The 12,591-nt window shown below is 43.0% G+C and carries 15 protein-coding genes, 2 tRNA genes, 1 pseudogene and 1 other annotated feature; of the genes and pseudogenes, 7 read left to right on the top strand and 11 right to left on the bottom strand.

Annotation, left to right across the window (positions count from 1 at the left end; genetic code table 11):
* The first annotated feature begins 201 nt into the window (after nucleotides 1–201).
* The 3 genes from ACYTXL_RS29190 to ACYTXL_RS29180 all read left to right on the top strand — a co-directional run bounded on the left by ACYTXL_RS29190 (nucleotide 202) and on the right by ACYTXL_RS29180 (nucleotide 1,337).
* Nucleotides 202–930, top strand: a complete 729-nt coding sequence (locus ACYTXL_RS29190) for an HAD family hydrolase (RefSeq protein ID WP_461927684.1) — start codon at nucleotides 202–204, stop codon at nucleotides 928–930.
* Between the two features lie 65 nt (nucleotides 931–995).
* A tRNA-Ala gene (locus tag ACYTXL_RS29185) sits at nucleotides 996–1,068 on the top strand.
* 65 nt (nucleotides 1,069–1,133) lie between these two features.
* Nucleotides 1,134–1,337: a hypothetical protein gene (locus ACYTXL_RS29180; RefSeq protein ID WP_461927683.1), complete on the top strand. Its 204-nt coding sequence runs from the start codon at nucleotides 1,134–1,136 to the stop codon at nucleotides 1,335–1,337.
* 182 nt (nucleotides 1,338–1,519) lie between these two features.
* Here the strand turns inward: ACYTXL_RS29180 and rplL are convergent, their stop codons facing one another.
* The 8 genes and pseudogenes from rplL to rplS all read right to left on the bottom strand — a co-directional run bounded on the left by rplL (nucleotide 1,520) and on the right by rplS (nucleotide 6,007).
* Complete coding sequence (gene rplL, locus ACYTXL_RS29175) at nucleotides 1,520–1,909, bottom strand: 50S ribosomal protein L7/L12 (RefSeq protein ID WP_292803440.1); 390 nt, start codon at nucleotides 1,907–1,909, stop codon at nucleotides 1,520–1,522.
* A gap of 240 nt (nucleotides 1,910–2,149) precedes the next feature.
* Nucleotides 2,150–2,677, bottom strand: a pseudogene (gene rplJ / locus ACYTXL_RS29170) (50S ribosomal protein L10); the annotation flags it as partial.
* Between the two features lie 63 nt (nucleotides 2,678–2,740).
* Nucleotides 2,741–2,909: a sequence feature (ribosomal protein L10 leader region), on the bottom strand.
* A 42-nt stretch (nucleotides 2,910–2,951) separates the two neighbouring features.
* Entirely contained in the window at nucleotides 2,952–3,665 is a 714-nt protein-coding gene (gene rplA, locus ACYTXL_RS29165) for a 50S ribosomal protein L1 (protein WP_461927682.1), read from the bottom strand.
* Between the two features lie 131 nt (nucleotides 3,666–3,796).
* Complete coding sequence (rplK, locus tag ACYTXL_RS29160; RefSeq protein WP_292835967.1) at nucleotides 3,797–4,222, bottom strand: 50S ribosomal protein L11; 426 nt, start codon at nucleotides 4,220–4,222, stop codon at nucleotides 3,797–3,799.
* Nucleotides 4,223–4,228: 6 nt separating this feature from the next.
* Nucleotides 4,229–4,879: a transcription termination/antitermination protein NusG gene (gene nusG, locus ACYTXL_RS29155; protein WP_461927681.1), complete on the bottom strand. Its 651-nt coding sequence runs from the start codon at nucleotides 4,877–4,879 to the stop codon at nucleotides 4,229–4,231.
* Nucleotides 4,879–5,100: a preprotein translocase subunit SecE gene (gene secE / locus ACYTXL_RS29150; protein ID WP_012412090.1), complete on the bottom strand. Its 222-nt coding sequence runs from the start codon at nucleotides 5,098–5,100 to the stop codon at nucleotides 4,879–4,881. Before secE ends, nusG begins: the two co-directional genes overlap by 1 nt.
* A 319-nt stretch (nucleotides 5,101–5,419) precedes the next feature.
* Nucleotides 5,420–5,492 (bottom strand) — tRNA-Trp (locus ACYTXL_RS29145).
* A gap of 152 nt (nucleotides 5,493–5,644) precedes the next feature.
* Complete coding sequence (gene rplS / locus ACYTXL_RS29140; protein WP_273766612.1) at nucleotides 5,645–6,007, bottom strand: 50S ribosomal protein L19; 363 nt, start codon at nucleotides 6,005–6,007, stop codon at nucleotides 5,645–5,647.
* 153 nt (nucleotides 6,008–6,160) lie between these two features.
* Here rplS and ACYTXL_RS29135 point away from each other — a divergent pair, with 153 nt between their 5' ends.
* From ACYTXL_RS29135 to ACYTXL_RS29125, 3 genes are all read left to right on the top strand, one after another.
* Entirely contained in the window at nucleotides 6,161–7,129 is a 969-nt protein-coding gene (locus ACYTXL_RS29135) for a glycosyltransferase family 2 protein (RefSeq protein ID WP_461927680.1), read from the top strand.
* 131 nt (nucleotides 7,130–7,260) lie between these two features.
* Complete coding sequence (locus tag ACYTXL_RS29130; RefSeq protein ID WP_461927679.1) at nucleotides 7,261–7,497, top strand: hypothetical protein; 237 nt, start codon at nucleotides 7,261–7,263, stop codon at nucleotides 7,495–7,497.
* Nucleotides 7,498–7,502: 5 nt separating this feature from the next.
* Nucleotides 7,503–7,625, top strand: a complete 123-nt coding sequence (locus tag ACYTXL_RS29125; RefSeq protein ID WP_461927678.1) for a hypothetical protein — start codon at nucleotides 7,503–7,505, stop codon at nucleotides 7,623–7,625.
* A gap of 27 nt (nucleotides 7,626–7,652) precedes the next feature.
* Here ACYTXL_RS29125 and ACYTXL_RS29120 read toward each other — a convergent pair whose 3' ends face one another.
* From ACYTXL_RS29120 to ACYTXL_RS29110, 3 genes are all read right to left on the bottom strand, one after another.
* Complete coding sequence (locus ACYTXL_RS29120; protein ID WP_461927677.1) at nucleotides 7,653–8,888, bottom strand: DUF445 domain-containing protein; 1,236 nt, start codon at nucleotides 8,886–8,888, stop codon at nucleotides 7,653–7,655.
* A 208-nt stretch (nucleotides 8,889–9,096) separates the two neighbouring features.
* On the bottom strand, nucleotides 9,097–9,789 hold the full coding sequence (gene ubiE, locus ACYTXL_RS29115; RefSeq protein WP_461927676.1) for a bifunctional demethylmenaquinone methyltransferase/2-methoxy-6-polyprenyl-1,4-benzoquinol methylase UbiE: 693 nt from the start codon (nucleotides 9,787–9,789) through the stop codon (nucleotides 9,097–9,099).
* A gap of 52 nt (nucleotides 9,790–9,841) precedes the next feature.
* Complete coding sequence (locus ACYTXL_RS29110; protein WP_461927675.1) at nucleotides 9,842–10,789, bottom strand: response regulator; 948 nt, start codon at nucleotides 10,787–10,789, stop codon at nucleotides 9,842–9,844.
* A 554-nt stretch (nucleotides 10,790–11,343) separates the two neighbouring features.
* On the opposite strand from ACYTXL_RS29110, the gene ACYTXL_RS29105 reads away from it, so the two are divergent.
* A complete protein-coding gene (locus ACYTXL_RS29105) occupies nucleotides 11,344–12,432 on the top strand; it encodes a RuBisCO accumulation factor 1 (protein ID WP_461927674.1) in 1,089 nt (362 codons plus the stop codon).
* Nucleotides 12,433–12,591 lie beyond the last annotated feature (159 nt).

Genomic DNA, 12,591 nt, shown 5'->3' with positions numbered 1-12,591 from the left:
GTTTGTGTTAATTGGCGCTTTCGTATAGATGATGCGAGAATTAAACTTTCACGAATCTATCCAACCCATCAAAACTAATGACATGAACTACTAGCGGCATTAAACCGATCACAACCGAAAATGTCCGCAAATATGCTCCCACATCAATAGATAATAATGATTTGGAGGGGCTTGGATCTCCAGCGTTTGGCATATAATGGCATGAGTTTAAAGGCAGTTCTCTTTGATTTTAATGGTGTGATCATTAACGATGAGTCAATCCACTTGCAACTGATAGATGAGATTCTCATTGAAGAAAATCTCCAGCCGCAACGGGTTGACGAGCGTCAAGCTTCTTTAGGACGCAGCGATCGCGCTTGTTTTGGGCAATTACTCGCTAATCGTGGTAGAGTAGCTGAGGAAAACTATTTAAGTCAGTTGCTGTACCGCAAAGCCCAAGCTTATACGGTGGAACTAGAGAAAATAGAGAAACTGCCTTTATATCCAGGTGTCGAAGACTTAATATTTCAGGTGCGATCGCGTCATCTGAAACTAGGATTAGTTAGTGGCGCGATTCGCAAAGAAATAGAATTGGTACTCCATCGCGCTAAACTAGCCGAATATTTTAAAATTATCGTTGCGGGTGACGACATCACCACCAGTAAACCAGAACCCGATGGTTATCTATTGGCAGTAAAACGCCTGAATCAAGAATATCCCGAATTGAATCTTCAAGCATACGAGTGTTTGGCAATTGAAGATACCCCAGCAGGTATCGAAGCGGCGAAGCGATCGCAAATGCAAGTTGTGGGTGTAGCGAATACATACCCATTCCACATGCTCCAACGTTGCTGTAACTGGACTGTTGATTATCTCAGTGATTTGGAACTCGAACGCGTAGAGAAGGTTTATTCTCAAAAACAGCCTCAGCAATCGGTAACTGAATGTTAGAATAGTCTATGGTGATAATGTATTGAGTTAATGACTGATATTACTCTTGAGTTAGCACCGATTAAGGGGAATTAGCTCAGTTGGTAGAGTGCTGCGATCGCACCGCAGAGGCCATCGGTTCAAATCCGTTATTCTCCATCTGACTGTTAAATAATTAATGTCCAATTTTACGAAGTTGAAGGAAATACAGCGAGGTAATAGGTTTGGATCAGCGTGGCGATGTGCCAATGGTTGTCAGTGTTCCTCCAGTATTAAGACGATTAGAAATCTTTCCTCCTCAAATACAGCTAGAACCTGAAGAAACTCAAACTTTTACTGTCATTGGCTTTGATCAGTATGGTGATCAGATTGACCCCGGAGCAATTTTTTGGGAAGCAACTGGGGGAGAAATAGAGTTTTTAATCTAAAAATATAATCTAGATCAAAAACAAAAATACCTTTAGTTGCCGTTGCTATTATGCAGAGCATATTCCAAACATATCAATAAGCTGAAAACCAATGTCTGTTTATAATTTTGATATTGACACTTGATATAAAAAAAGGAGCCTAACTCAGACTCCTTAATAAAAAACTAATAATGTAATTGTGACTACTTAACAGTCACCTTACCGCCAGCTTCTTCGATGCGCTTCTTAGCATCTTCAGCAGCATCCTTAGCAATACCTTCTTTAACTGCCTTGGGCGCAGCTTCCACCAAGTCTTTCGCTTCTTTCAGACCCAAACCGGTCAATTCCCGGACAATCTTCAGCACGGCAATCTTCTTATCAGCTGGAACTGATTCGAGAATCACTTCAAACTCGGTTTGCTCAACAACTTCCTCAGCCGGAGCAGCACCAACACCAGGACCTGCAAACGCTACGCCAACGGGTGCAGCAGCACTCACACCAAAAGCTTCTTCAATTTGCTTGACTAACTCAGAAGCTTCCAATAAAGAAAGGGTTTTTAGTTGTTCTAAAATTTGATCGGTTGCAGTAGACATTGATATAACTCCTGTAATTTTGATTATTTATTTGTCATTGGTCATTAGTTTTTAACTATAGACTTTTGACTCTTGACTGATGAACCACGAAGTCTATTCAGCAGGCGTTTCAGTAGTGCTATCTTGTACAGCAGGCGTTTCAGTATTGCTATCTTGTACAGCAGGCGTTTCAGTATTGCTATCTTGTACAGCAACGCTTTCAGTACTGCTATCTTGTACAGTAGCGGTTTCAGTGCCACCACCAGCTTGCTCTTGGTCAGCCACAGCCTGCAAAGCACGAGCCAGTGAACCAGGAACTTCGTTGATACCCACAGCAATCTTGGTAGCCAAAGCGTTGATAGCTCCAGCAATTTGTGCTATGAGTTGTTCCTTAGATGGCAAGTCTCCCAGTATCTTGACATCAGGTTCTTTGAGTAGACGACCTTCCAGTACACCACCGCGAAGTTCTGTCTTCTTGGTGACTTTTTGGAATTCTTGGTATGCCTTAATTGCTGATGAAAAATCTTCTTTTACCAGCAAAAAGGCGGAAGCACCGTTGAGCAATTCCGACAGGGGTTGCCATTTTTGATCATCTTTAATGGCAATGCCCATTAGCGTGTTCTTCGTCACCTTACAAACAGTGCCACTGGGACGCAGCCGCCGCCGTAAGTCTGTGATTTCAGAAACTGTTAGCCCCTGATAATCAATTACCAGTGCCAGAGTTGACTCACTCAAAGTAACTTTGAGGTCAGCTACTATCTCTTTTTTATTTTCTAGTGTTCTACCCATTTCAATCTCACCTCCTTAAAACAATCGGGGAAGTGCCCTACTTGTGCGTTTTTTTTCAACCTGAACCCAAACAACAAACCCCAGCTAATCTTAGCCGGGGTTGAGTATTAAGACTCTTAATGCCATAGTTATCACACCTTTATAGGTGGCAATTCTGACAATTAGAGTTTTAACCTCGGCAGGATATTAAGCTATTAGCACCTGCTGTCTCCGGCTTTTCCTATTTAAATTTGTCATTTGTCCTTTGCCTTTACAAATGACTAATGACTAAAAATTAACCTACTTCGCTCAGTTTCAAATCTCGTAGGGCAGTGATATCAATTTTAATCGATGGCCCCATAGTGGCTGCCACATAAAATGTGCGCCAATAACGACCTTTAGCTCCTGAAGGACGGTTACGGTCAATCGTCTCCTGCAATGCCTTCAGGTTGACTAACAAATCTTCAGGTGAAAAAGTTGTCTTACCAAACATAACATGAACAATGCCAGTTCGATCAGCTCGGAATTCTAATTTACCAGCTTTGAATTCTGCGATCGCACCTGCTAAATCAAATGTCACAGTTCCACCCTTGGGCGATGGCATCAAACCACGCGGCCCAAGCAACTTACCCAGCCTTGCCACCTGTGGCATGACATCGGGTGTGGCAATCAGCTTATCAAAATCCATCCTACCTTTCTGGATTTCGTCAATCAGTTCTTCTGAACCGACTATATCAGCACCAGCGTTGCTTGCTTCATTTACCTTTTCACCTCTAGCTATCACCGCCACCCGGACGATTTGGCCTGTACCTTTGGGCAGTGCTACCGTTGTCCGCAACTGTTGGTCAGTATACTTGGGGTCAATTCCCAAGCGGATATGCGCTTCAGCAGCTTCGGTAAATTTAGCTGTTGCTGTATCTTTGAGAAGGGCTAAAGCCTCTAGGGGGTGATAGTCCTTTTCTTCTACTTTTGCTTGCAGCGTTTGCAAACGACGCGATATTTTTGGCATTTTTTTCTCCTGGGGTAATTCCGAAGCTTCGCCTCTCCCCCGATATGATTTTAGATTTTAGATTTTGGAGTAGGAAGTTAGGAATGAGGAGTTACTAATTTAAAACTCATAACTCATAACTCATAACTTTCTTAGTCTGTGACTGTTATACCCATATTCTTAGCCGTTCCTCCCACAATCTTCATTGCTGCGTCTATGTCGTTAGCATTCAGATCGGGGAGTTTCGTTTGGGCTATTTCTTGCAATTGTGCTTTAGTAATTGACCCAACCTTCTTTTTGTTGGGTTCATTCGAGCCTTTTTCAACTTTCGCCGCCTTGCGAATCAGCACTGATGCTGGTGGCGTCTTGAGTACAAATGTAAAACTCCGGTCTTCAAAAACCGAAATTTCTACAGGTATCACCATTCCAGCTTGGTCTGCTGTTTTGGCGTTGTACTCTTTGCAGAACATCATGATGTTGACGCCGTGTTGACCCAATGCAGGCCCCACTGGCGGTGCTGGGTTGGCTTTTCCAGCATTCAGGGCCAGTTTAATGACCGCTACTATTTTCTTCGCCATTTGTATTTAACTCTGTTTCTCTACCTGATTAAATTCCAATTCTACTGGTGTATCCCTGCCGAAAATTGATAGCAAGGCTTTAAGCTTACTCCGCTCTGGAGATACTTCAATCACCTCACCTTCAAAGTCTTTAAATGGACCAGAAAGTACCATTATCTTATCACCAGTAGCCATGTTAATTTTGAGAACCGGCTCCTGTTCGCTGGTTTGTTTGAATATGCGTTCGACTTCTGAAGAACTTAATGGTATCGGGTGGACATGACCTCGACCCTTACTGCTACCACGTTTTTGTTCTGAACCCACAAAATTAATTACATGGGAGGTGTTTCGTACCACCTGCCAGGTATCATCATCCATCATCATCCGCACCAGCACATAGCCAGGGAAAACTTTTTCTTCTGTATGCTGGCGACTGCCATCTTTGCGGATTTTCACCGCCGGCGTCTGCGGAATTTCTACCTGGACAATTTTGTCAGCTACATCAAAAGTTTGAATGCGTTGCTCTAGGTTAGTCTTTACACGCTTTTCACAGCCTGAAGCTACTTGCACTGCATACCAGCGTGCTTCTTTTGACGCTGCTTCTGCTGCTTCTGCTGTTTCTGCTGTTTCCTCCGACTGCAACATTGAGTTGCGAGGTTCGTCTGTTGCAAAAGTCATCAGAACACCTGTTTTGCTGCCCAACCAAACAATCCATCGACCAAGTATATCAAAGATGCGGACAAGGCCACCATTAACAACACAGCCGCCGATTCGCTCACTATCTGCTTGCGACTAGGCCAGACTACTTTGTCAAGTTCTTCTTTGGTTCCCTGTATGAAGTTGCCCAAGCTAAACCCATTTGTGTTTTCTGGCAATTCTGCTTCACTTTTTTTAGCCACGACCAATTATCCCCCCGTTTGTCACTCAATTTTGGATTTTGGATTTTAGACTTACCCTATACCTGAAGGCAAAGGCGCTTCATTTTAGATTTTGGTTTGTCGATTTTAAATTTATTCTCAATCTAAAATCGGCAGATTTTGGATTCAAAAGCCAAAATCTAAAATTCGATGATCCAGGTTTGCAGTTTCGACTTTATTTCAATTTCACTTACTGAAAGCAAAACAACTGCAAATACAATAAGTTTACCCGAAATTATTAGCGCTAACTGCTATATTAGCAGCTGCGTAATTATTTCGGGCTTTGTTTTTTGCTCTTGAGCGCGCCCTGGAGGACTTGAACCCCCGACATCAGGTTTTGGAGACCTGCGTTCTACCAACTGAACTAAGAGCGCACAAGCTGTTTTTGATTCACTCATTGCGCTGAACTAACTTTCAGTTTAACGCAATATGCGATTTTTATCATACCTCAATTTTGTTGGGAAAACAAGTCAGCGGCAGATGCCGCTTGAGGCTTGAAATTTCCCCATAATGATTGAAGGACGAATCACAAAGGGCGGTCAAACCGTTGCTTGATCCGGGTTGCCTTACCTACGCGATCGCGGAGATAATACAGTTTAGCACGGCGGACTTTCCCGCGACGTAATACTTTAATGCTGTCAATTCGGGGAGAATGCAACAGAAACACCCGCTCAACGCCCACACCTTGAAAAACCTTACGGACTGTAATAGTTTCGTTGATGCCGCCATTCCGCATGGCAATCACTACTCCCTCGTAGGGTTGTACGCGGTATTTTTCGCCTTCCTTGATTTTCACTCCCACTTTTACGGTGTCGCCCACATAAATGTCGGGCAGATTCGATTTTATCTGTTCCGCTTCAATTGAGCGGATAATCTCTTGAGCGTTCATAGTCTTTCTGTCTGCTTAAAAAAAACTCCCAATCATCAATCATAAATCGATAATCCTCTTTCAGTCTACTTGTTGGGATTGATAATTTTACTGATACAACAACCTAAACATCAAAGCTATATTGCAGAATGCTGTAACACAAGGGTGAAATTTATGAAATTTAGCGTCGTCATCAGTACGTATAATCGCTTGAATTTGCTGCAAAGAGCAATTGACTCGGCTCGTAACCAAACAATCGAGTGTGAGGTGGTTGTTGCCGACGACTGCTCATCTGATGACACCCAAACATATCTCAAAAGCTTAGGGGACAAGGCTTGCCTTGAACGCAGTCGAAAGGTTGTTTACCATCGTAACGAAGTTAACCAAGGTCATGCAGCAACGGTAAATGCTGGAGTTGCTAAAGCTAGCGGCGACTGGATTAAGTTTTTAGATGATGACGACTATTTAGCGCCCAACTGTATAGAAGAGATGGTTAAGGCGATCGCACTTCGTCCCGATGCTGTAATCTGCTCTTGTGTGGCGGCTCAGGTGGATGGTAATGGAGTTGAACTCAGTCGCACCCCCCAAGTTGGACCAGGATTAGCTTTTTATATCCCACAAGCCGATATTCACTACGGTATGCTCTTAGAGCTTGTACCCTTTGGCACTCCCGTACAAGTAGCTTGTCGGCGTGATGCTTTCCTAGAAAGTGGTGGTTGGGATTCCACACTTGATGCTAACTGTGATGACATCGATTCCTGGATTCGGATTTCCCAGTTTGGTGATGCTATTTTCTTCAACCAGTGTCTTGCTTACCGGACTATCTGGGCGGGTGCTTATAATCAAAAGTTTTCTTTGTCTCGCCGGTTGGCGACAAATATTTTGATGAAGGAGAAAATTTACGCCTTGGTAAATGACCAACATCGCTCAGAGATTCCCGTCTTTGAGGATATAAAAAATTACCTGAAACTCCATTGGATTTTAGTGGCACTAAAGCAAAGAAATATCAAGAGTTTTCTTTCAATGATTGATCCGTCTATACTTTCTCCTCAGTCTTGGAAGTTTTTGCTAACTACTGTTTCATCACGCCGCTCTCAAGGAAACAATTCTCAGGTTCGTAAACTTGTGTTGATTGAGTCCTAGCTTTTTAAGTGTTGACGATAGCTTATCAGGTGAGGATGTATTGCCAGGATTTATGCTGGATTTAGCACAGATTTTGAAATAGCGATCGCTCCTTCAAAATTCCCATTTTTGCGTCATTACGGAGAGACAATATGCGCGAATCTGTAATTTATCAAGAGATTGAGGCTGAAGCTCAGGCAAAAGGTAAAGCCATCGGTATAGCAGAAGGTAAGGCAGAAGGTAAGGCAGAAGGTAAGGCAGAAGGCATTCGCTTGGTGGCTGTGAATCTGCTCAAAAGCCAAATGTCTTTGGCCCAAGTGGTAAGAGTCACTGGATTATCTCTGGAGGAGGCAGAGTTGTTACAACAAGAGATAGAAGGTGAGTTATAGAGGATTTGAAACTATCAAACCTACCAGTATTGAGAAGCGATCGCCCTGGCACCTTAGGCGATCGCTTCTTGAGGATTTATACTGGATTGGCACTACTAAAAGTACATCCAAGCAATCAAGAAAAGTGACCCAAAATTCATTAACAACTAACCATACTACTGTTGAACCAACAGTAAAAACACGATCTGGAATAGCCCGACAACAAAACCCAAAACACCACCTAAAGTCACAATCGCCTGCAATTCAGTTTTCACAATTCCCTCAATTGCAGCTTCTAAATCAGCCGGTGAAGTTGATTTTACACGGTCAACTATCATTTCATCTATCGACAAAATCGGAATCACCTGCGCCACAATTACTTCTAAATCTTTTTCCAAATACTTATCTAAAATTAGAGCCAACTCTTGACTCATGACTTCTAAAGAAGTGCTGACAACAGGTGAAGTACTAAGACGATTCAGCAGGACTCCAGCAATATTTTCCCAATCAACAGAATCTGTTAATCCTTGTAAAAAATCGCTGCCACTGTTTTGCAGGTAATGGCGCACACTTTCGCGGGTAGTCTTTCGGAGTTGGCGCACCGTTCCCATTGGCAGGTTTTGTAATGATAAATTTTGCAGTAATTTCCGAATGCGATCGCGCATTTTCAAATCTTGAGTCAATTCCTGCAAGCGAATATTGGTAGCCTCCTTTTCATCCAAGCAAAAAGTCCGTAACCGGGTGAGAGTATTACGTAAGCCAAACAAATTCGCTACTACCCAATAAGTACCACTGGTTTTTTCGCGGAAGCCTTCATCAATAATTTGAATTGTGCGATCGGTCAAAAAATCAACTATCGCTTGGCGCAGCACATCCGGCGGTAAAACTACTTGCAACAACCAATCAGCAAGCCGCGTGGCTTGTTCTTCACTCAGTTGAAATTCCAGCAATATCTGGTCAAAAATTTGATTGATTTGCGCTTCCAAAAAGTCTTCACGTCGCGCCAAAGCCTTAAGTAACCGTGGCAAAGATTCCCCTAGTAAATCCCGCAAAATTCCCGCCACAATTTTGGCACTTTTTTGGTTTTTATCTGTTTTGATTTGTTCAATCGCCAGCCGCAACAACCAGAGAATTGCTGCTTGCACGCGTTCTGTTTGCAACAAACGACGCGCCAGATTTTGCAATTCTTCTGGTGTTAGGAGTGACCCCATGATTGTATCGGAAATGTTCTTAGCCAGACGTTCCTGGTTGCGGGGAATCAATCCAGGGGTGAAGGGTACTCTTCGTCCAGCAATGTAAATTGCTCGGTAAGGACGGAATAACATTTTGATGGCTATATCATTTGTGAAATAGCCAATAATTCCACCCAGTACTGGGGGAGACACATAAAGCCAAAGATGAGACCAGTCCACAGGATTTTGGATTTTGGATTTTGGATTTTGGATTCTAGATTAGAAATTAGGGATTGGGGATTGGTCATTGGCGGTTATCAGTTATGAGTTATGAGTTATTTTTCCACTTACTACTAACGATTTTCCATTAGCCATTACCTATTCCGCAGTCCCCAATCCAAAAGACGCTCACAGACTCGCTAACGCTACGCTATCGCAAATCTAAAATCTAAAATTTGCTGACTACCAGCACTCCCATCATACCGTTCGCAATGGGGTAGTGTGTGGCAACAGCAAAACCAACTTGACGCGCTAAGTCTATTTGCTCTTTCCCGATGGGAAAGCGGTCTAAGCTGGGACTGATGTAAGCATATTCTTCTTTTAAGCCTAAATAATTGGCAACTGGCACCACAAAACCGTCTAGATACCACTGCTGAAAGGTACGTAGCTGAAGATTACTAGGTCGATGAAAGTCTAAAATTGCGGCTTTAGCACCCGGCTTCAAAACCCGGTATAACTCTTGAAGACTGCGGGGAATATCTTTAACATTTCTTAAACCATAGCCCATTGTTGCGGCATCAAATTGGTCATCGTCAAAGGGTAAATTTAGGACATCGGCTTCTACCCAGGCGATCGCAGGTTCGGGGTACTGCCTTTGGGAACGTAATGAAGCAGTTTCTAGCAGGTTGTGGGAAAAATCCACTCCGTAGACCTGTCCCGTTGCTCCCACACGCCGCGCCAAACGTAAGGCTAAATCACCACTACCGCAACACAAATCAAGTGCAGTATCACCCGATTTAGCTGCACTCCATTTCACTGCCATTTCCTTCCATATTCGATGCTGTCCCCAACTCAACCAGTCGTTCAACTGGTCATAAACTGGAGCAATACGGTTAAAAATAGACTGAATTTCGTTTGTCATTGGGTATTGGACATTGGGCATTGGGTATTGGTTTTTGACAAATGACAAATGACTAATGACTAATGACACTACTAGTAAGAGCGATCGCCACTAGTTGGGCTGATAAATTAATTAGCATTAATTCATCTTCTCGTAAAGTGCAGGGGTCTTTCCACTGTAGTGACAATACGCCCAAAAGTTGATTACGGTAGCTAACTGGGATAACTAAATGTGCTTGCACACCCGTATTTTTGTAGTGAATCACATCAACTAATTTAGTGTCTTTAATTACATTAAAGCAAACTTGCATTTGCCCAGTGGCGATCGCTTCCCTTGTGAGTGGATCTTGAGATAGCCAATTCTCTATTCTACCTGTATCGCTGTAAGTTCCTTGAGTCGCAACCAGAGTATTTCCATCTGTAAGTTGTAAGATACAGCCTTCTGCTCCAAAAGTCTGACTCACAGCCCTAGCAATTGGAGCGAGAGTTTCCTCTAAGCTAGAAGCTGCTTGAGTTACCTGTACCAAAACACTCAGCAGTGCCATTTGAGTTTGAGCACGGCGTAATTCTTCTGTACGTTGCTTGAGCAAGTCGTAGGTTTCTGCTGCTCTTTGTACTACTGCCTTCAGTTCCCCTGGGTCCCAAGGCTTAGTGATATATTTGTAGACTTGCCCCGCATTAATCGCTTCTACCAAGTCTTCAATATCAGTAAATCCGGTGAGAATTATTCTTACAGTATCAGGAAACTGAGGTACAGTCTTGCTGAGAAACTCAGTTCCTTTCATTTCGGGCATCCGTTGATCGGAGATAATCACCGCTACCTCCCCTTCTGCTGCTAAAACTTCTAGGGCGTTCACTCCGCTATCAGCTTTCAAAACATTAAAGTCGCGTCGAAAGGTGCGATAAAGCAGATCGAGATTATCTGGCTCATCGTCAACTACCAGGATTTTCAGCTTTTTTGGTCCTTCGAGAGTCATCACTTGATATTGGAGTTTATCAATTTCGAGATTGAACTTATCCATAAGATAGATATTTCCTTTAAATATTCATTATCTTGTTATATTCCATACCAAGCTTACTTGATAATAGCTCAAACTTCTCAAGGGTTTTTACGGACTTAATTTAGATGTTTAAATACGGTAATTTTGAATACTATAGAGGAAATTTGCCTACTCAAATATCTAAAGAGAGAAAAAATTGCACAAGAAAAACCAACTAACTTAGCGTAACTATAACGGTTTTGATCATCAATGAAGTACGTTAACAAACTTCCCTTGGATGCAACGCAAACTCAAGTAGCACATCTCTGCTAATCTGCGATCTCAAACAGGACTTACGCACTGAAAACCTGAAATCTAGATCCCCCCTAACTCCCCGATAAATTGGGGGGAACGCTAAAAGCCCCCTTTTTAAGGGGGTTGGGGGATCTCTTGTGCGTAAGTCCGATCAAAATTAAAGTCGAGATAAGTTTCCACAGATCAACTCAAGGCAGTAGGTCTGGGTAGTTCATAGATTAGAATAGGACTTGCTCATGAGGTGTTAATCAACCTCTCAAGTTGAAGCTCGCATTCCGATTATGACTGATCTACCAGCCAACGCTCAGAATCCCGAAGAAAATGCTACCAACGATGTAGCACAAGAATTACTGCGAAAGTTGAGGCAAAAACAAGGCAACTGGGTAGAATGGGGAATGGCGATCGCCTCGTTGCTAAAAGCCGGTTACAATCCCCAAGAAATTTTTGAGGCGACTGGATTTGAGCCAATTCAACAAAATCAGGTGGTTGTTGGTTCTCAAGTTTACAATTCTTTGGAAAAGTTTGGAGCTTCCTCAGCAACGCGATCGCACTATGCCACACGCGGCAGTGATATTTTATATGAATTGCGTTTGCTTACTCAAGAAGAACGCGCTAGCGCCGCCGAACTGATTTTTATCCAGAAAGTCGATGCTGATGAGGCGCGGGAAGTAGCAAAAGCCATTAAAGAGTTTTCCTATTTCCGCATTTTGCCAGAAGGCTTTTCTGCCCATCCTGGGGATGCCGTTGCTTACCAAGTTTGGAAACGGGCACGCCAAAATACAGATTTACAACAGCGCTCGCGTCTGATCGCCAAAGGTTTACGCTTTGCTCACACGCCAGGTGCAAGGACAAAAATCGAACAGCTACTAACTGATTTTACTACCATTCCCCAGCGTCCGGCTCCCATTTTACCATTTTACCGCTTGGAATCTGAAGAACAATTACCCCGAATCGTTCCGGTAGTCGGCGAGTTGCCATTGTCACGGCAAGATTTGCAAGCTGTGCCCATAGTTACAGAAATTGAACCATTTCGGATGGTGAAGTTTTCTGGAGAGCAAGCTTGGGTGCCGTTACCAGGTTGGCAAGTGCTGTTAGCAGCAGAAGATCCAGTAGTAATTATCGCCAATAGCGATCGCTTCCCCATCCAAAACCAAAGCCGAATAGAACCCGTCATCGTAGTCATCGATCGTGCCCAACGAGAATGGGATATCTCTAACTATTTTGTCGTTGAAAATGCTGGTGAATTAGATTTTCTGTGGTTTGAAACTGAGCCGGAAGTTCCTCTACTTGGACAAATTATTATCATTGTGCGTCCTAAGAAGATTCTGGATGAAGAATTAACTAAGGATTCCTGGCAGATTGACGAATAAATTTGATTTATTACAAAATTCAACTAAATTTTGTAATCACTTTTAAGAGAAGGCACTGGATCAATAATCTCAACAGATGTTAATTAAGTAAAACGGTGTTAATAATTAAAGGTTTGCAGTAATCGGCTTTAGCCCGACCTTTTAAGCCTGAAGCCCTCT

Source organism: Nostoc sp., from assembly GCF_054880495.1.
The sequence above is the reverse complement of the archived record's forward strand: the minus strand, read 5'-3'. Positions and strand labels throughout refer to the sequence as shown.